General features: G+C 70.7%; 19 protein-coding genes. 7 read left to right on the forward strand and 12 right to left on the reverse strand.

Translation table 11 applies throughout. The features are described 5' to 3' along the window. Positions 1 to 4: 4 nt before the first annotated feature. Positions 5 to 865 carry a helix-turn-helix transcriptional regulator gene (locus tag C4U03_RS24910; protein ID WP_103940633.1) on the reverse strand — a complete coding sequence of 287 codons (861 nt, stop codon included), beginning with the start codon at positions 863 to 865 and terminating at the stop codon, positions 5 to 7. Between the two features lie 195 nt (positions 866 to 1060). On the opposite strand from C4U03_RS24910, the gene C4U03_RS24915 reads away from it, so the two are divergent. Continuing rightward, entirely contained in the window at positions 1061 to 2029 is a 969-nt protein-coding gene (locus tag C4U03_RS24915; protein ID WP_103940635.1) for an SDR family oxidoreductase, read from the forward strand. A gap of 173 nt (positions 2030 to 2202) precedes the next feature. Then, positions 2203 to 2343, forward strand: a complete 141-nt coding sequence (locus C4U03_RS40585) for a hypothetical protein (protein ID WP_160147088.1) — start codon at positions 2203 to 2205, stop codon at positions 2341 to 2343. A gap of 57 nt (positions 2344 to 2400) precedes the next feature. On the opposite strand, the gene C4U03_RS24920 is transcribed toward C4U03_RS40585, so the two are convergent. From C4U03_RS24920 to C4U03_RS24930, 3 genes are all read right to left on the reverse strand, one after another. Further along, positions 2401 to 2694 carry a hypothetical protein gene (locus C4U03_RS24920; RefSeq protein ID WP_146087510.1) on the reverse strand — a complete coding sequence of 98 codons (294 nt, stop codon included), beginning with the start codon at positions 2692 to 2694 and terminating at the stop codon, positions 2401 to 2403. Between the two features lie 354 nt (positions 2695 to 3048). After that, positions 3049 to 4491, reverse strand: a complete 1443-nt coding sequence (locus tag C4U03_RS24925) for a DEAD/DEAH box helicase (RefSeq protein WP_103940639.1) — start codon at positions 4489 to 4491, stop codon at positions 3049 to 3051. A 250-nt stretch (positions 4492 to 4741) separates the two neighbouring features. Then, positions 4742 to 4945 carry a cold-shock protein gene (locus tag C4U03_RS24930; protein WP_024936225.1) on the reverse strand — a complete coding sequence of 68 codons (204 nt, stop codon included), beginning with the start codon at positions 4943 to 4945 and terminating at the stop codon, positions 4742 to 4744. A 438-nt stretch (positions 4946 to 5383) separates the two neighbouring features. Here C4U03_RS24930 and C4U03_RS24935 point away from each other — a divergent pair, with 438 nt between their 5' ends. Beyond that, the gene (locus C4U03_RS24935) at positions 5384 to 5611 is read left to right on the forward strand and encodes a hypothetical protein (RefSeq protein ID WP_103940641.1); all 228 of its coding nucleotides are present in this window, start codon (positions 5384 to 5386) and stop codon (positions 5609 to 5611) included. A 362-nt stretch (positions 5612 to 5973) separates the two neighbouring features. On the opposite strand, the gene C4U03_RS24940 is transcribed toward C4U03_RS24935, so the two are convergent. Beyond that, entirely contained in the window at positions 5974 to 6591 is a 618-nt protein-coding gene (locus C4U03_RS24940) for a response regulator transcription factor (protein WP_327373588.1), read from the reverse strand. Continuing rightward, positions 6588 to 7655 (reverse strand): sensor histidine kinase, encoded by a 1068-nt coding sequence (locus tag C4U03_RS24945; protein ID WP_160147089.1) that lies wholly within the window; start codon positions 7653 to 7655, stop codon positions 6588 to 6590. Before C4U03_RS24945 ends, C4U03_RS24940 begins: the two co-directional genes overlap by 4 nt. Positions 7656 to 7846: 191 nt before the next feature. Here C4U03_RS24945 and C4U03_RS24950 point away from each other — a divergent pair, with 191 nt between their 5' ends. Then, on the forward strand, positions 7847 to 9112 hold the full coding sequence (locus tag C4U03_RS24950; RefSeq protein ID WP_103940647.1) for a tannase/feruloyl esterase family alpha/beta hydrolase: 1266 nt from the start codon (positions 7847 to 7849) through the stop codon (positions 9110 to 9112). 205 nt (positions 9113 to 9317) lie between these two features. On the opposite strand, the gene C4U03_RS24955 is transcribed toward C4U03_RS24950, so the two are convergent. From C4U03_RS24955 to C4U03_RS24975, 5 genes are read right to left on the reverse strand one after another with little or no spacing between them, the layout of a single operon-like run. Further along, positions 9318 to 10172 (reverse strand): fumarylacetoacetate hydrolase family protein, encoded by an 855-nt coding sequence (locus tag C4U03_RS24955; protein WP_103940649.1) that lies wholly within the window; start codon positions 10170 to 10172, stop codon positions 9318 to 9320. 9 nt (positions 10173 to 10181) lie between these two features. Then, positions 10182 to 10625 carry a VOC family protein gene (locus tag C4U03_RS24960; protein WP_103940651.1) on the reverse strand — a complete coding sequence of 148 codons (444 nt, stop codon included), beginning with the start codon at positions 10623 to 10625 and terminating at the stop codon, positions 10182 to 10184. A gap of 9 nt (positions 10626 to 10634) precedes the next feature. After that, a complete protein-coding gene (locus C4U03_RS24965; protein ID WP_103940653.1) occupies positions 10635 to 11693 on the reverse strand; it encodes a Gfo/Idh/MocA family protein in 1059 nt (352 codons plus the stop codon). Beyond that, a complete protein-coding gene (locus C4U03_RS24970; protein WP_103940655.1) occupies positions 11690 to 12583 on the reverse strand; it encodes an amidohydrolase family protein in 894 nt (297 codons plus the stop codon). The genes C4U03_RS24965 and C4U03_RS24970 overlap by 4 nt, the downstream gene beginning before the upstream one ends. 1 nt (position 12584) lies before the next feature. Further along, complete coding sequence (locus C4U03_RS24975; protein ID WP_103940657.1) at positions 12585 to 13376, reverse strand: SDR family NAD(P)-dependent oxidoreductase; 792 nt, start codon at positions 13374 to 13376, stop codon at positions 12585 to 12587. Positions 13377 to 13475: 99 nt separating this feature from the next. On the opposite strand from C4U03_RS24975, the gene C4U03_RS24980 reads away from it, so the two are divergent. The 3 genes from C4U03_RS24980 to C4U03_RS24990 are packed head-to-tail and all read left to right on the forward strand — an operon-like array spanning position 13476 to position 15887. After that, positions 13476 to 14153: a GntR family transcriptional regulator gene (locus tag C4U03_RS24980; protein ID WP_103940659.1), complete on the forward strand. Its 678-nt coding sequence runs from the start codon at positions 13476 to 13478 to the stop codon at positions 14151 to 14153. Further along, a complete protein-coding gene (locus tag C4U03_RS24985) occupies positions 14146 to 15141 on the forward strand; it encodes a C-terminal binding protein (protein WP_103940892.1) in 996 nt (331 codons plus the stop codon). The genes C4U03_RS24980 and C4U03_RS24985 overlap by 8 nt, the downstream gene beginning before the upstream one ends. Then, positions 15138 to 15887 carry an SDR family NAD(P)-dependent oxidoreductase gene (locus tag C4U03_RS24990; protein ID WP_200827451.1) on the forward strand — a complete coding sequence of 250 codons (750 nt, stop codon included), beginning with the start codon at positions 15138 to 15140 and terminating at the stop codon, positions 15885 to 15887. Before C4U03_RS24985 ends, C4U03_RS24990 begins: the two co-directional genes overlap by 4 nt. 105 nt (positions 15888 to 15992) lie before the next feature. Here the strand turns inward: C4U03_RS24990 and C4U03_RS24995 are convergent, their stop codons facing one another. Then, positions 15993 to 17039, reverse strand: coding sequence for an LLM class F420-dependent oxidoreductase (locus C4U03_RS24995; RefSeq protein ID WP_103940663.1), 1047 nt, complete (start codon positions 17037 to 17039; stop codon positions 15993 to 15995). Positions 17040 to 17046 lie beyond the last annotated feature (7 nt).

Here is a 17046-nt window from a genome sequence, read left to right on the forward strand (position 1 = left end):
GTGGTCACGCATTCGGAGCCGTTTGCGGAATGATGTTCGGGGACCCGATGACGGAGAGAAGCTGGAGTTTCTCGTGGCTTTCGCTGCCGGGGACGGCGGTGTAGACGAGAAGGATGTGCGACTGCTCTGGGTCGAGAAGTGTCTGGCAGGTCAGTTCTAGAGCGCCGACTTCGGGGTGCATGTAGCGTTTGACGCTGTTGTAGTGGATGCCGATTTCGTGTTTGTTCCAGATGGCGCGGAATTCTTCGCTGCGGGCGAGCAGGAGTTCCATGAGGTGAGCGGCCCGTGATCCGGGGCCGCGGAGTGTGACCATCGCGCGTAGTCCGGAGGCGAAGACGCGGGAGTGCAGCGCATGGTCGTCGGGGTGGTACAGGGCCCGGGTGGCCGGGTCGGTGAACCACCGGTAGCCGATGCTGCGGGCCGGTCCGGTGTATCGGGTGGTGTCGCCGGTGAGCGCGACGCCGAGCGGGGTCTGCCGGAGTGTCTCGCCGAGCTCGGTGACGATCTCGGCGGGGGTGTCGGTGAGCCGGTCGAAGATGCGGAGCATGCCGGGACTGATGTGCTCGCTGGTTGCGCCCCTGGCGGGCGGGTTGTGCCCGGCCAGGCGGAACAGGTGGTCGCGTTCGTCGAGGGACAGGTGCAGACCCTGCGCGATCGAGGCGATCATCTGCTCGGACGGGTGCGGCCCGCGTTCCCGCTCGAGCCGGCTGTAGTAGTCGGCGGAGATGTGGCAGAGGGTGGCGACTTCTTCGCGGCGCAGACCAGCGGTTCTGCGTCGTTGCCCGCGGGGGAGACCGACGTCCTCGGGTTGAAGTGACTCTCGACGGCGGCGCAGGAACTCAGCGAGCCCGGCTCGATCGATCACGGCTGCTTCCTCCCCCGTACCGGCGCTGTTTTCATCCTGCCACCGGTGCCGGACAACTGCCTGGGACTGTGAATCCCCCCTTCAGGGCACGGCCGGCTGGGTCCGGCCTGCCTGGGATCGAGAGGCCGTGGATGTCCCCGTGGATCGGGCGCAGCCTGGGACCGCATCCACTTTCAGGGAAACCAGGAGCAGCACATGGCACGCACCCGACCGGACATCACCGTTCCCGACCTTTCTGGGAAACTCGCCGTCGTCACCGGCGCCAGCGATGGTGTCGGACTGGGCCTGGCGGCCCGCCTGGCCGCCGCCGGCGCCGAGGTGGTCATGCCCGTCCGCAACCGTCGCAAGGGCGAAGCGGCGATCGCGAAGATCAAGCAGCAGTACCCGGAAGCGACCCTGTCCCTGCGGGACCTCGACCTGTCGTCGCTGGGCTCGGTTGCCGCGCTGGGGGCGACGCTGCTCGGTGAGAACCGTCCGATCCACATCCTCATCAACAACGCCGGTGTGATGACCCCACCGACCCGGCAGACCACCACCGACGGGTTCGAGCTGCAGTTCGGCAGCAACCACCTGGGGCACTTCGCTCTCGTCGCCCACTTGCTGCCCCTGCTGCGCGCGGGACGCGCGCGCGTGACCTCGCAGATCAGCATCGCCGCGAACGAGAACGCCATCAACTGGGATGACCTGAACTGGGAACGGTCCTACCACGGCCGCCGCGCGTACAGCCAGTCCAAGATCGCGTTCGGCCTGTTCGGGCTTGAACTGGATCGGCGCAGCCAGGCCGGAGGCTGGGGGATCACCAGCAACCTGTCCCACCCCGGCATCGCCCCGACCAGCCTCCTGGCCGCGCGCCCCGAGGTCGGCCGGGCACGGGACACCACCGCCGTGCGCGTCATCCGTACGCTGGCCCGCCGCGGCATCCTCGCCGGGACGGTCGAGACCGCGCTGCTTCCGGCCCTGATGGCCGCCACCTCGCCGGACGCACGCGGCGCCCGCCTGTACGGCCCCAGCGGTCTCGGGCACCTGTCCGGCGCGCCCGCCGAACAGGCCGTCTACTCCCGGCTTCGCAGCGAGGACGACGCCAAACGCATCTGGCAGATCTCCGAGAACCTCACCCACACCTCCTTCCCGGCCGACGAGGGTGTCCGGCCTGGCCTGGGATAGGGGAGTCCTGACAGCCGTCAAGTCCGGTGATAACAGTGGGCGGCCGCTTCCGGGGATGGCCTGGCCTCCCTGGCGTCGTAAGTGGAGGACCTCGGGTCCGTGACCGCCCAGGGAAGGGCCGACGCTACCGGAGGCCCGGGGTCCTGGTCGGCGCCCAGCGTCGCGCCGGGCTCATGGGCATTCCGCTGCGCCTGGCCGCCCCCGCCCCTGCGAAGGTCCTGAACGTCACTGGCCTGGACCACAGCCTCATGATCTGCGTCACCTTGGCCGAGGCGCTCGCGTTCCCCTTCCACCGGTCCGTCTGCGCAGGATGACGAGGACGAACTCCTGGCATCCCGTACAGAGCGGGGAGCGGGGCGCGTCGCGGCCTGTTACAGCGGCTCGGTCACCCACCGCCACCCCTTTTCGTCGCACACCGCCCGCACCAGCTGGGCGCCGCTGGACTCGGCCAGCTCGGCGACCGTCCGGACGAGCCGGCGATGGAAGTCGGCCGGCGGGTTCGCACCGGTCACCCCGTCGATCAGCGTCACGGTCTGCTTGGACTCATCGCGCAGCTGAGCCGTCAGCCTTTCCCCGTCCAGGCGCACGACGACGATCGCGTCCGCGCGGACCATGTCCCGGCCGTCGGCCGTCGCGATCCACACCTCGGGCCCTACACCACCCATAGGAAACACCTCCAAGCCCACGGGACCGGGCCCCACATCCAGGATCGCACGGCGGACGGCCGGCCCCACCGGCCCAAGCGCCCGAATCTCACCGGCGGGCCCCTTGACCACCACCTCGTGATCACTCGATCCCCGGCCTCCGGGACAGGACCACCGTCTCCCCGACGTCCGACCCACTCCGTTCAACGGCGGAGACCAGGCCGCCGGACAGGGGCCGGTCGCGTACGGGCGGGTGCTCTCGCGATGACCGTCAATCAGGGACGGCCGTGGCCGGGGACAATGCCCCATCCGGCCGTAGGGGCCTCCGTCATTCCGAATACGTCCGGCTATGTGTCGTGTGTTTCCAACCTCTGATCAGTACGCCTGGCGGGGCGGGACTGCAGGGGAGGAGCGCCGGGCATGTCCGGCTGATCTGCGCCGAGGAGGCTTGTGCGAGCCGCCACTGCGGGATGTGGTGCGGCCGTTGGACGGGGCGGGGACGGTGACAGGTGCCCTGCCGGGCGTGCGGGCGCCGGTGATGTGGGCGAGTTCCCCGTCGCCGGGTTGCACGTGGGTGCTTTGCGGAGTGATCCCGGCGGCGGACATCACACGGGCCATCTCGCGGCGCTGGCCTGGCAGGACGAGGGTGACGACGGTTCCGGAACGTCCGGCCCGGGCGGTGCGTCCGCCGCGGTGGAGATAGTCCTTGTGATCGGTGGGCGGGTCCACGTTGACGACCAGGTCGAGGTCGTCGACGTGGATGCCGCGGGCGGCGACGTTCGTGGCGACCAGCACGTCGAGGTCCCCGGTGCGGAATGCCTCCAGCGTGCGGTTGCGCTGCGACTGCGTCCTGCCGCCGTGCAGCGCGGCGGCGCGGACGCCGCCGGCCAGCAGTTTGCGGGCCAGCCGGTCGGCGGCGTGCTTCATGGCGACGAACATGATGACCTGGCCGTCACGGGCGGCGATGTGCATGATCGCGGCGTGCTTGTCGGCCTCGGCGACGTGCAGCAGATGGTGCTCCATGGTGGTGACCGCCCCGGCCGGCGGGTCGACCGAGTGGGTGAGCGGGTCGTGCAGGAACCGGCGGACCAGCCGGTCGACGTCACGGTCCAGCGTGGCCGAGAACAGCATCCGCTGTCCGCCGGGCGCGACCCGGTCGAGCAGTCTGGTGACCTGGGGCAGGAAACCCATGTCGGCCATCTGGTCGGCCTCGTCCAGGACGGTGATCTCCACCTCGCCCAGCTCGCAGTCGCCCCGGTCCACCAGGTCGTTGAGCCGGCCGGGTGTGGCGACCAGCACCTCCGCGCCGTGCTTGAGCGCGTTCGCCTGGCGGGAGATGGACAGCCCGCCGACCACCGTGGTCAGCCGCAGCCGCACCGCGTCGGCGTAGGGGATGAGCGCGTCGGTGACCTGCTGGGCCAGTTCCCGGGTGGGGACGAGCACCAGCGCCAGGGGCCGTCGCGGCCGGGCCCGCCGACCCGCGGTGCGGGCGAGCAGCGCCAGCCCGAAGGCGAGGGTCTTGCCGGAGCCGGTACGCCCCCGGCCGAGGATGTCCCGGCCGTTCAACGTGTTCGGCAGGGTCGCCGCCTGGATGGGGAACGGGGCGGTGACGCCTTGTTCCTTCAGCGCCGCCAGCAGGGCCGGTGGCATGTCCAGGTCGGCGAAGGCCGAGACGGCGGGCAGGGCGGGCGCCGATTCCCGCGGTCGAGCGGGCTCGTCGTGGGGTTGCCGCCCCGTGGCCGGCGGCCTGCGGGCACGGTCGGCCTGGGCGGCGGGCCGGGATGAACGATCGGGACGTGGACGAGCGTTACGGGGCATGGAATGCCTTCCTCAGGACGGTACGTCGAGGAGCACTCCGCTGCACACAACCGGGCACCGTACGACCGGGCGAAGAGGTCTCGAGAACGAACCAGGGAGATGACGGACGACGGAGGCGCCGCCAGGGCCGACGCCGGCCGGAGCGCGGTGTCCCGCCGGTGACGGACGGCGGCGGCGGGGCGCTGAGAGCGGACGGCCGTCCGGCGACGGATCTGCCGGCCCGATCCCGCCGCGCCCCACCCGCCGGGCCTCAGGCGGGAACGATGTTCTCCGCCTGCAGGCCCTTCTGGCCCTGGGTGATGTCGAAGGACACCTTCTGGCCCTCCTGGAGCTCCCGGAAGCCCTGGGCCGCGATGTTGGAATAGTGGGCGAAGACGTCGGCGCCGCCGCCGTCCTGCTCGATGAAGCCGAAGCCCTTCTCCGCGTTGAACCACTTCACTGTGCCGGTGGCCATGGCCGTCTCCCTCTAGATCGATTCCCGGTCCCACACCGTGTGGTCCGGGGGCGTAAAAGAGCATAAACAAAAAATGCGCCTGGGTTGAGACCGGCAGGCGCACACAAGAAATCCATGGGAACCGCAACTTCCCCACCGTAACACAGCGATCGCCCGGCCACCAAAACCGGCCGATTCCTTCGGCTTCCGGCCGGCGCGACGGCCACCTGCGACACCTCGCCTTCACGCCGGCCCGCTTCGGAGAGCAGGACCGGGGACACCCGAGAGCATTCCGCACGCCCCGGCGAGCCGTAAGCCCCGGGCCGTGTCACCGCACGTCGGATTCGACTGCCGGCGAGTTCCCGAGACGGCCGCTGATCGTTGTCCCGACCGCCTGAGCCGGGCGGCGGCCGGCAGGCCGGGCTCCCGCGATCGGCCGGGTGAGCGCATACTGGCGTCATGACCTCTTCTCGGGCCGCCCGGCGGCGGCACCTGCCCACCAGCCCGTTCAAGCCTCCATCGGTGGGCCCTGAACCGGAGACCTACGCCCTGGACGACCAGGTGACCCACGAGAAGTACGGCCTCGGCCGCGTCATCGGCGTCGAGGAGGGCGTCGCCGTGACCATCGATTTCGGCCTGCCGATCCTGCGGATCGTGGCGCCGTACCACAAACTCGTCAAACTCTGAACCTCACCAGTATCCGAGAACGGAAAGATCACGCCGGCTTCTCGGCCTCCGGCGCGCACCGACCCTCACTCCACCATCGCCGGGCCGCATGAACCTCTCGGCTGTTCCCATCCTGATCTTGCTGGCCGCTGGCTGGTCGCAGGGTGCGGGTTCCGGCCGCGAAGAAGGGAAGCTCCCGGTAGATGCGGAGTCGACCAAAACGACCGGCTCCACTACAGCGGCAAGCACCGCCGGCACGGGATGAACGTCCAGTTCCCGACCGACCCGCCCGGCCGCCCACCGAGGTCGGAAACAACTGATCGGTCGGGTGACCGGAAGGGATCTCACCTCCCGGCCGCCCGGCCAATGATCTGGAGTGCTCCTCAGATGAGCCCGTGTTCTTTGGCGTACAGGGCGGCCTGGGTACGGTCGCGCAGGCCCAGCCGCTGGAGGATACGGGAGATGTGGTTCTTGACCGTGCCCTCGCTGACATGGAGACGGGAGGCGATCTCCCGGTTGGTGGCGCCCGCCGAGATCAGCCGCAGCACCTCGGTCTCGCGTGGGGTGAGCGGGGTGAGCACGGCGGGGCCGTGCAGTCCCGCCGCCAGCCGGGTGACGATGGCCGAGTCGAGCTGGGCGACGCCGGCGTGCGCGAGCCGGACGGCCCGGGCGAGATCGGCGGCGGGCAGGTTCTTCAGCAGGTAGCCCACCGCCCCGGCTCGCAGCGCCCCGGCCACGTACTCGTCGTCGTCGAACGTTGTGAGCATCACGATCGTGCACTCGGGCGCCCGGCGACGCAGCTCGGCCGTGGCGGCCACCCCGTCCAGGCCGGGCATCCGGACGTCCATCAGCACCACGTCGGGCCGGGCGGCGACGATCGCCTCGACGGCCTCGGCGCCGTCGCCGGCGCTGCCGACCACCTCGATGCCCGGCTGGAGCCCGAGCAGCGCGGTGATGCCCTCGCGGACGAGGTCCTGGTCGTCGACCACGAACACGCTCACCACGGCACGTTCACCCGTAGCTCGGTCCCGGTCGAGGAGGACTCGACCGTCATCGTCCCGGCGGCCTGCCGCACGCGCTCCCGCAGGCCCTTGAGCCCGAACCCCTCGCGGCCGTCACCGAACCCCCGGCCGTCGTCGGTCACCCGCAGTTCGGCTCCCCGCTCGTGATAGCGGACGGCCACCCGGATCTCGGTGGCGTCCGCGTGGCGGCACGCGTTGGTGAGCCCCTCCTGCGCCGCCCGGTACAGGACGTGCAGCGGACGGCGTTCGGCACCGGAGACGCTGAGGGTGATCCGGCGTTCCCCGTCGTCCAGGGCGCGGACGAGGTCGGCCAGCGCCGCCGAGATGCCCTGCGCGTCCAGGGCGCGGACCGACGCGCGCACCTCCTCCAGCGCCCTGCCCGCCGACCAGCGGGCACTGGAGACCGCCTGCGCCGCGCCCGCCGGGTCGAGCGCGGCGAACGCCTCCGCCTTCTCCAACTGGATGCCGATCGCGGTGAGGTGGTGCCCGAGGCTGTCGTGGATCTCCCGGGCCAGCCGGTTGCGTTCGCGCGCCGCCGACAGTTCGGCGATCTGCTCCAGCGTGGCCTCCAGCCGCGACCGCGCCCGCTGCTCGCGTACGGCCACCGCCGCCATGGTGACCGACAGGACGACGCCGAGGGCGAACATCAGCAGGTCCGAGATGTACTCCGCGCGCACCTGCCAGTTCGGGACGGTCAGCGTGAAGGCGCCCACCAGCACGGCCACGCAGGCGGCGCCGAGGGCCACGGCCGCCATGGGGCCGAACGCGAAGTACCCCAGGAACGGGACGAGCACGAACAGCACCCGGGACAGGCCGGAGACGTCCAGTCCGGTCACCGCGCCGAACAGCACCACCCGGACGGCCAGCAGCAGGCCGGGCGGAACGCGGCGCTCCCGGGCGTCCAGGACGATCAGAACGCACAGCAGAGCCGTGTAGCCGGCGGTCCGCGCACCGAGGCCTGGGCCGATCGCCGCGTAGTAGACGCCTCCGGCGAGCACCGCCCCGTACAGAACGGGCGGCACCCAGGGGACCGGCCGTACCATCCCGCCCTCCTGATGACCGCGTTCGGAACGCACCTTATGCCGGTGGGCGCGGCGGGCGACAGCCGCGCCGGACAGGTTTGGCCGAAGGTCATGTGCCGCCTGGAACGCCGATTTTGGCCGCACTGCACTTATCCGCCATGACCTGCGGTTCCTAGCGTTCCGGTAGCACATTGTCTGCCTGAAGGGGCGTTATGCGCCGCATGCTTCTCCTCGTCCCGGCCCTGCTGGCGACCACCCTGGCGGCCCCCGCCGCCGCTGCCGACGCCGACGGCTGTACCGCCGTGCGGGTGCCGGGAGCCGAGCACTCGACCACCGCATGCCTGACCGACCTGACCACCGCGGGAACCGTGTCCACCGGTCACACGGACCCGGCCGACTGGGCCGGTCTGGAGGCCCCGGGCACGGTGACGCCGTCCGGGGTGCCGGGGGTGCAGATCGACGGCTACTTCCCCGACACCTCGACCACCAACACCAACCACGGCTGGAACCACGACAGCCAGTTCGTCATCCGCCTGCCGAAGCGATGGAACGGAGGGCTGGTCGTCGCGGGACCGCCCTCCACCCGGGAGCAGTACGCCAACGATCGGATCATCAGCGACCAGGTGCTGGCCAGGGGCTACGCCTACGCCGCCACCGACAAGGGCAACACCGGACTCCAGATGTACCGGGACGGCAGACGTCCCGGTGACGCGATCATGGAGTGGCACCACAGGGTCACCCAGCTGACCCGGGCCGCCGAGCGCGTCGCCGCCCGCCACTACGGCCGCGCCCCCCGGCGCACCTACGCCGCGGGCCTGTCCGCCGGCGGCTACCTGGTCCGCTGGCAACTGGAGCACCACCCGTCCCTGTACGACGGCGGCCTCGACTGGAACGCCCTCGTCTTCACCGCTGACGGCCCCAATCCGCTGACCACCCTGCCACCCGCCCTACGGGCCTACCCCCGCTACGCCGCCGGGGACGGCGACGCCCACTCCGCCATGCTGAACGCCGGATATCCCGCAGGTTCCGAGCCCGTCTGGGGCTACAACCACAAGAACCAGTGGGACCTCCTCCAGCGGCTGATCCGCGAGGAACTCGACCCTGCCTATGACGGCGACACACTGGCGGGCACCCCGTTCTGCCCCGAAGGCACCGGCCCTGGCTGCGACACCGACTATGACTACGGTTCCCGGCCGTCCTCGGTGCACCGCGCCGTGGCCCGCATCTCCCTCACCGGAAGGCTCACCCGCCCTCTCATCAGCATCCAGGGCTCTCTGGACGCTCTGCTCCCGCCGACCGAATACGGCGACCACTACCACCGCATGGTCGCCGCCTCCGGCCGGAAGTCCCTGCACCGCCTGATCACCGTGCCCGGCGGCACCCACACCGACGGCATGGTCCCGCTGGCCCCCGGCGTTCTGCGCCCCATGCTGCCGTCGTTCGTGGCGGCCTTCGCCCAGTTGGAGGCCTCCTCCTGAGGGGCGGGCCGCCGAGCCATCAGGGCCGGTGTCATGGTCGGGGGCCGGCCGGCCCGTACCAATGCCGCCGAGCCGACAACGAGCCAACATGGCCGCCGATGGCGTGGTTGGTGAGCTACATGGAAGGACCGATTAAAGACCGGCGGGTAAGGCGGCGTGGTGAGCGAGCGACTCGACTGTGCCTTCCGAGGGGTGTTCCGCAGGATCACATGTGGGGTGTCGCGACGAGACGGTGCCGCATCTCGCCGATGGTCTCGATATAGGTGACGAGTTCGTCGCCTGGGGCCAGCCATCGCTGCGGGGTTCGTCCCAGCCCCACGCCGGCGGGAGTTCCGGTGAAGATCAGGTCACCGGGGAGCAGCGGCAACTGCGCCGAGAGGACCTCGACGAGGCGGGGAATGGAGAAGATCATGTCGCCGGTGCGGGCCTGCTGCACGCACTCTGCTCCGACGCGGCAGCCGAGGGCCACGTCATCGGGATCGTCGAACTCGTCGATCGTCACGACGCATGGTCCGATCGGTCCAAATCCGGGCAGTGACTTGCCCAGGCTGAACTGGGGCGCGGGGCCCGCAAGTTGCGTGATGCGCTCGGACAGGTCCTGGCCTGCCGTCAGGCCGGCGATGTGGTTCCAGGCGTCGGCCTCGGGGACGTGGCGGGCGGTTCTGCCGATCACGGCGACGAGCTCGACCTCCCAATCGGTGTGGCCGCCTTCGGGCAGGGTGATGTCGTCGTACGGCCCGGTGATGCAGGTGGGGAACTTGGTGAAGACGACGGGCTGCTCGGGTGCTGCCAGACCGGATTCGGCAGCGTGTGCGTGGTAGTTCAACCCGATCGCGAACACTTGCCGTGGTGCCGGTACGGGCGCGCGTAGATCTGCGCGGGAGTAGGGCTCGGGGTCCGGGAGCCGAGGGGCGTTCGTGGCCCAGGCGGAGAACTCGTCCCAGCGTTCGTAGACGGCGGAGAGGGCTGGGCCGAACCGGCCGGAGCTGGCGTACTCGACGTCGATGGCGCCGTCCCCTGCCAGCAGGACCGCCCGGTCGTTCAGGTTGGCGACACGCATGGACGCTCCTTACGGGGCTTCGACGATTTCGATGGTCAAGCCCTGCGGGTCACGGAAGTACGCGACGCGGCGGCCCTGGTTGGGGCCGGAGGTGATCATTACCGGGGCGGCGCTCCGTGGACGGGCTCCCAGGGACGTCAGCCGGGCGAACTCGGTGGCGAGATCGTCGGTGACCAGGCAGAGATGGGCGGTGCCGGGGTTCTTGGTCTCGATGTCGACCGGGGTTCCGGCGGGTTCGAGATATTGGATCAGCTCCAGCCGGACGTCGCTGCCCGGGATGCGGAAGATCGCGATGTCCAGTCGCGCGCCCGGGTAGCCGACCTGGTCGGCGGTGTAGGGCGCGTCGTAGATCCGCCGAACCTCCGGCGGACCGCCGAGCAGCCGCTCGTAAAAAGCCGCCGCCGCGCTGATATCGGCGACGGTGAAGCCCATGTGCGAGACACCGGTGAGCATGGCGACCTCCTAGACGTCCGCCGGGTCGACGATCCGGCCCTCGCGCGCCGACTGGTAGACGGCGGCGACGAACTCCACCGCCCCGAGCCCGATCTCGCCGGATGAGCCGTTGCTGGCGCGGCCGAGGACCACGTCGATGAGGTTGTGGGCGGGTGCGTGCTCGGGATTGCGCTGTTCGTGGGGCAGTTCCAGCAGGTTCTTGGTCATGCCGGCGACGTGGATCGAGGCGGTGCCCCGGTTGACGTCGAACAGGACGTGGCCGTCGCGGCCGAAGATCTCGAACCGGGCGATCTCGTCGTGGCCGGGCAGTACGGCGCCGGTCGAGCTGAGCACGCCGATCGCGCCCCCGTCGAACCGGATCGCCACCCCGTCGGCGAGGTCGACCGGGAGTTCAAAGTTGGCGGAGAAGGCGCTGACACCGCGCGGGCGCAGGCCGGTGAGCCACAGCATCAGGGCGGCGGCATGGGTGATCTGGGTCTGGCCCTGCCCGCCTCCCGACAGGGCCGGGTCGCTGTAGGTGCTCGCGCCGGGGGCGTTCACGGGATATCCCCACAGGTCGCGGTACGGCTCCGGGTTGCCCCGGTAGAGTTCGCGGACGCTGGAGGCGTACAGGCAGGACACGTGCTCGATGGGGCCGATCACGCCGTCGGCCAGTTCCTTGCGGATGGTGAGCGCGTGCCGGTTGTAGTGCCAGGGGTAGTCGATGAGCAGTTCGGCATCGCGCCGCTTGGCCAGGGCGAGCAGCTCGCGGCCGTGCCGGGGCTCGATGACCATGGGCTTTTCCAGGAGGGTGGGCAGACCGTGGTCGAGGGTGAGCCGGGCGATCGGGTAGTGCAGTGTGTGAGGGACCGCGATGACGGCCGCGTCGGCCTTCACCTCGTTCAGCAACTCCTCGGCGGTGGCGAACGTGGCGTCCACCTCGAACGCCTCGGCCGCCGCCGCCAGCCTGTGCCGGTCGGGATCGGCCAGCGCGGCGATCTCCGCATCGGGATGCCCGGCGATCGCGGGAAGGTGGGCGAACGTCGTCCACCAGCCACAGCCGATCACCGCTACCCGCACCTTGCTCACGTCGCCGCCTCCTCGGTGCCGAGCCGGAAGATCCGCTCGGCGTTGCCGCTGAACATCGCCCGCCGCTCGGCCTCGGCGAAGTCCGAGATGATGTCGGCGTAGGCGTTCACCACGTCGCCGTAGGAGCTGTAGAGCCGGTCGACCGGCCAGTTGGTGCCGAAGAAGGCCCGTTCGGTGCCGAACGCGTCGATGCACTCCAGGACCCATGGGCGCAGGCTGGCGGTTGTCCAGCGGTGGTCGGCCTGGCCGAGGCCGGAGATTTTCACCACGACGTTGGGGGCCTTGGCGATGTCGCGCATGGCATCCCGCCACCGGCGGAAGTACTCGCTGTCACGGTGGCGTGGATAGCCCGCGTGGTCGATGCACAGGGTGACGCCGGGAACGCGTTCGGCCAGCCGCCGTGCCTCGGGGAACTGTTCCAGGAGCGGATCGTCGCAGCAGACCAGTTCGTGGCGTTCCAGCAGGGCGTAGCCGCGCAGCCACGACTCGTCGGTGAGGTAGGCGTCGTAGCGCAGGTCGCGTATCCCGCGGAAGTTGGGGAACTCGGCGTGCCTGGCCAGCGTCTCGGCGGTGTCGGGGCGGGTGAGGTCGGCGTAGCCGACGATGCCGTGCGGGACGCCGAGCCGGTCGGCGAACGCCTGGAGCCAGCGAGTCTCCTCCACGGGGTCGTCCGTCCCGATGGCGGCCTGGACGTGGACGACCTTGTGGACGTTGTGGAAGCGGGTCTCGGCGACGAAGTCGTCGGCCCAGTAACGGCGTGCCCGGATCGCCTCGTCGGGGCCGACGACCGGATCGTGCGGCGCGTCCGGCTCCAGCCATTCGTAGCGGAGCCGGGGATGGCCGAGGTCGTGGAAATGGACGTGAGTGTCGACGAACGGCAGGTCGGCCATGTCACAGGGTCCCGGGGATGGCGCCGAGGCGGGCGCCGCCGTCCACGTCGAGCGTGACGCCGGTGAGGAAGCCCGCCTGGTCGGAGAGGAAGAAAAGAGCGGCGTCGGCGACGTCGTCCTCGGTGGCGTTGCGGCCGAGCGGGTTGGTGGCGGCGGTCGCCTCCATGATCCGCTCGACCGACAGGCCGGTGCGGCCGGTCTTCCAGTCGAGGACCTGCCGCCCCATCTCGGTGGTGGGGCAACCGACCGGGCAGACGCAGTTGGCCGTCACACCGGCGGGCGCCAGCTCCGCCGCCACCGACTCGGTCAGCCCGATCAGCCCGAACTTGGACGCCACGTAGGGGGCCTGGCCAGGGAACCCTCGCCGGCCGCAGTCGGAGCCGATGGTCACGATTCGTCCTCTGCCGGACTCGCGCAGCGCCGCCGCGGCGGCCTTGACGGTCATGAAGGCGCCCTTCAGGTTGACGTCCAGGGTGCGGTCCCAGTCGTCCTCGTCGGTCTCTTCCAGCGTGCCGACGTGGAAGACCCCGGCCGATACCACCAGGGTGTCCAGCCCGCCGAAGTCGCCGACCGTCCGTGCCACGGCCGCGCGCATCTCCGCGGCCGAACGGACGTCGGCGGCGATGCCGAGCGAGCGGGCTCCAAGGTCGGCCACCGTCTCCTTGACCCGCTCTCCGTCGATGTCGAGCACCGCCACCATGGCTCCGGCCTCGTGCAACCGCCGGGCGATCCGCCGCCCGAATCCGGCCCCGCCTCCGGTGACCAATGCCCTGCGGTCCTGAGCGATCCGCATGCCCCTCCACCTCCACCAGCTGCCGCGAAGCCTGCACCTGGACGCTATAGCAACTAGCGGATCATGGTCAATGAGCGCTAGATGCTATAGCTTTTTCCCATGACGCTCGAGCCTCTTTCCGACCACAGCCTCACCGATCGGGTCGCCGGGCGGATCCGCGATGCGATCCACGAAGGCCGCTATCCGCCGGGCGCCCGCCTGGTCGAGCGGACGCTGGCCGCCGAACTGGGCGTCAGCCACATCCCCGTCCGCGAGGCACTGACCCGGCTGACCGATGAGGGCCTGGTCGAGCGGGCGCCTCGGCGAGGGGCGCGGGTGGCCACGCTTTCTCCCAGGGAACTGGAGGAGCTCTCCTCGCTGCGCATCGTGCTGGAGCGCTTTGTGGTCACCCGCGTCCAGGAGAGGCTTACCGCGGTCGAGGAGAAGGAGCTTCGGCGCATGGTCGCGTCGATGCGGCAGGCCGCCGTCCGCGGTGACTACCGCCGGGTGTTCGACCTCGACCAGCGCTTCCATGAACGATTGTGGGAGCTGGCCGACCATCGGATGCTGGGGGAGGTCGTCACCGGGCTGCGCGGCCGGATCAGCGCGTTCCTGCGCGCCGCGACGGCCGCACTGGAACCCGACGCACTCGAACGGCACGCCGCCTCACACGATGAGCTGCTGGAAGCGATCACCAGCGGCGACGCGGAGATCGGTCGCGCGGAGATGACCCGACACATAGAGCTGGCCACTGAACGGCTGCGCGGCACGCTGGACGAAGGGGATGGCGATGACTGAGCCGCCGCTGGTGGTCATCACCGACTCCGACCTGCCGGGCGATGAGCCAGAGCGGATCCTCCGGTCGGCCGGCCTGCGGGTGCGCCGTGCCTCCTGCCGCAGGGCCGAGGAGGTCGCCGAGGCGGCCCGGGACGCGACGGCGCTGCTGGTGCAGTGGGCACCGATCACCGCACCGGTGCTGGACCGGCTGGACCGGCTGCGCTTCGTCAGCCGCCTGGGAATCGGCTACGACATGATCGACCTCGCCGGCGCCACGGCGCGGGGAATAGCCGTGGCCAACACCCCTGACTACTGCGTCGAGGAGGTCGCGGCCCACACCATCGCCATGGTCATGGCGTTGGCGCGGCGGCTGCCCGGCCTCGACCGGGCGGTGCGGGGCGGCCGCTGGTCGGCGACCGGCGACGGGGCCGGCGCGCTGCGTCCCTCGCGGGCCACTGTGGCCGTCATCGGCTTCGGCCGGATCGGCTCGCTCGTCGCCGCACACGCCGCCGCCCTGGGGTTCCGCGTGGTGGTGCATGACCCGCATGTGGACGAGGCGGCCGTCCGGGCGGCCGGACACAAGCCGTCGCAGCTGGAAGAGGCACTGGCCGTCGCCGACATCGTCACTTTGCACGTGCCGCTGACCGACCTCACCCGGCACCTGCTGAACGGCGAGACCATCGCCCGGATGCGGCCCGGTGCGCGGATCGTGAACACCTGCCGGGGCGAGCTGATCGACGAGACGGCGCTCGCCGGCGCCCTGGCGTCGGGTCATATCGCCGCGGCGGCGCTCGACGTGTTCGAGCAGGAGCCGCTGCCCGCCGCCAGCCCACTGCGGGATGCGCCCGGCGTGCTGCTGACGCCCCATGCCGCCTGGTACTCACCGGACTCCCTCCAGGAACTGCCACGCCGCGCGGCTCGCCAGATCGTCGATTTCCTGCAGGGCAGGCCCGTCCCCTCGATCGTCAATCCCGAGTACGCGACCGCTCGCACAGGAGGCAGCGCGTGAGTGGAGAACGCATGGCCCTGATCACCGGGGCGAGCGGCGGTATCGGCGCGGCGACCGCGAGGACGCTGGCCCGGCGCGGCGTGGACGTCTGGATCACCTATTCAGCAGACGAGGACGGCGCCCGGCGCACCGCCGAGTACTGCGCCGCCCAAGGGGTGCGGACGGCGCTGTCCCGGCTGGATCTTCGTTCCCCCGAGGACGCCCGCCGCCTGGTGGCCCAGGTCCACGGTGAATGGGGTGCGTTGCACGTCCTGGTCAACAACGCGGGCGTATGCCCGTACACCGCCTGGCCGGACATCGAGCCGGACGAGTGGGACACCGTCATGGACATCAATGCGCGCGGCACGTTCTTCCTGATCAAGGAAGCGATCGCACTGCTGCGCCGTGCCGGCGGGGACAGAGCGATCGTCAACGTCGCCTCGCTGGCCGGACAGGTCGGCGGCATTTCCACCAGCGTTCACTACGCGGCGAGCAAGGCCGCCGTGCTGGCGATGACCCGCTCGTTCGCCCGCCTGCTGGCCGGTGAGGGAATCCGAGTCAACGCCGTCTCGCCAGGGCCGGTGAGCACGGCGATGACCGATGCGCTCGACCCGGCCGTACGCGACGGACTCACCGGGTCCGTGCCGCTGGGGCGGCTCGGACGGCCCGAGGACGTCGCACACGCGATCTGCCTGCTCGCCTCCCCGGAGGCCGCGTTCACGACGGGCGCCACCTATGACGTCAATGGTGGGCTGAGGACGGATTGAGCGCCGTTGCGGCTGAGATGGCTCGCCCGTGAGGGCCATCGCCCGCCTGTGACCGGGCCACGGGCCGATGGCGGCCGGGACGTGGAATCGCCCGGCCGCCCGCGGTCACAGATCGGCGGCCAGATCGCAGATCCGTTCGATGAGCCGGACCCGGTCGGCGTGTGTGCCGGCGACGGGTGTGACGCTGAGGGTGGTGACGCCGGACTCGGCGAGTGCGGCGAGGCGCTCGCGCACGTACGACTCGGTGCCGATCAGCGAGGTGTCCTTGAGCAACTGGTAGGGGACCTTGGCGGCGGCCTCGTCCTTGCGCCCGGCGAGGTACAGGTCCTGGATCTGCTCGGCCTCGCGTTCATAGCCGTACCTGCGGACGAGATCGTTGTAGAAGTTCCTGCCCTTGGCGCCCATGCCGCCGACGTAGAGGGCCACGCCCGGGCGGGCGAGATCGAGCACCCCTTCGACGTCGGCGCCGATCGCCAGGAAGGCGGTCGCGACGATGTCCAGCTCACCCAGCGCCGGGTCCCGTTTCGCCCTGCCCTCGGCCAGCGCGGCGCCCCAGACCTGCCCGGCCCGCTCCGGCAGGTAGAGGATGGGCTTCCAGCCCTCGGCCAACTCGGCGGTCAACGCGACGTTCTTGGGGCCCAGCGCCGCGATGAGGATCGGGATCCGATCGCGCTCGGGGCGGTTGATCAGCTTGAGCGGCTTGCCCAGGCCGGTGCCCTCGCCGGGCGGCAGCGGGATCCGGTAGTGCGTGCCGTGGTGCTCCAGCCGCTCGCGGCGCCACACCGCACGGCAGATCTCGATGGTCTCGCGGGTGCGGTCGAGCGGCGCAGAGTACGGCACGCCGTGCCAGCCCTCGATCACCTGCGGGCCGGAGGCGCCGATGCCGAGGACGAACCGCCCGTCGGAGACATGGTCCAGGCCGGCGGCGGTCATCGCGGTCAAGGTGGGCGTCCGCGAGTAGAGCGGTAGGATCGCCGAGGCGATCTGCAGCCGCTCGGTCCTGGCCGCGATGTAGCCCATCTGGCTCACCGCGTCGAAACTGTACGCCTCGGGCACGAACACGATGTCCAGCCCGGCGCGCTCGTAGTCGGCCAGTTCCTGGACGGTCTCCTTGAATCCCCCCGCATAGCTGAGCGACATTCCGATGCGCATCCGCGAC

The sequence above is a fragment of the Thermomonospora echinospora genome, from assembly GCF_900108175.1.
GTDB classification, from domain to species: Bacteria; Actinomycetota; Actinomycetes; order Streptosporangiales; family Streptosporangiaceae; genus Thermomonospora; species Thermomonospora echinospora.

Excerpts from the sequence above, each read along its gene's own strand:
- C4U03_RS24915 (WP_103940635.1), top strand. The coding sequence starts at position 1,061 with ATGGCACGCACCCGACCGGACATCACCGTTCCCGACCTTTCTGGGAAA.
- C4U03_RS40585 (WP_160147088.1), top strand. The coding sequence starts at position 2,203 with ATGGGCATTCCGCTGCGCCTGGCCGCCCCCGCCCCTGCGAAGGTCCTG.
- C4U03_RS24920 (WP_146087510.1), bottom strand. The coding sequence starts at position 2,694 with ATGGGTGGTGTAGGGCCCGAGGTGTGGATCGCGACGGCCGACGGCCGG.
- C4U03_RS24925 (WP_103940639.1), bottom strand. The coding sequence starts at position 4,491 with ATGCCCCGTAACGCTCGTCCACGTCCCGATCGTTCATCCCGGCCCGCC.
- C4U03_RS24930 (WP_024936225.1), bottom strand. The coding sequence starts at position 4,945 with ATGGCCACCGGCACAGTGAAGTGGTTCAACGCGGAGAAGGGCTTCGGC.
- C4U03_RS24935 (WP_103940641.1), top strand. The coding sequence starts at position 5,384 with ATGACCTCTTCTCGGGCCGCCCGGCGGCGGCACCTGCCCACCAGCCCG.
- C4U03_RS24945 (WP_160147089.1), bottom strand. The coding sequence starts at position 7,655 with ATGGTACGGCCGGTCCCCTGGGTGCCGCCCGTTCTGTACGGGGCGGTG.
- C4U03_RS24950 (WP_103940647.1), top strand. The coding sequence starts at position 7,847 with ATGCGCCGCATGCTTCTCCTCGTCCCGGCCCTGCTGGCGACCACCCTG.
- C4U03_RS24955 (WP_103940649.1), bottom strand. The coding sequence starts at position 10,172 with ATGCGTGTCGCCAACCTGAACGACCGGGCGGTCCTGCTGGCAGGGGAC.
- C4U03_RS24960 (WP_103940651.1), bottom strand. The coding sequence starts at position 10,625 with ATGCTCACCGGTGTCTCGCACATGGGCTTCACCGTCGCCGATATCAGC.
- C4U03_RS24970 (WP_103940655.1), bottom strand. The coding sequence starts at position 12,583 with ATGGCCGACCTGCCGTTCGTCGACACTCACGTCCATTTCCACGACCTC.
- C4U03_RS24975 (WP_103940657.1), bottom strand. The coding sequence starts at position 13,376 with ATGCGGATCGCTCAGGACCGCAGGGCATTGGTCACCGGAGGCGGGGCC.
- C4U03_RS24980 (WP_103940659.1), top strand. The coding sequence starts at position 13,476 with ATGACGCTCGAGCCTCTTTCCGACCACAGCCTCACCGATCGGGTCGCC.
- C4U03_RS24985 (WP_103940892.1), top strand. The coding sequence starts at position 14,146 with ATGACTGAGCCGCCGCTGGTGGTCATCACCGACTCCGACCTGCCGGGC.
- C4U03_RS24995 (WP_103940663.1), bottom strand. The coding sequence starts at position 17,039 with ATGCGCATCGGAATGTCGCTCAGCTATGCGGGGGGATTCAAGGAGACC.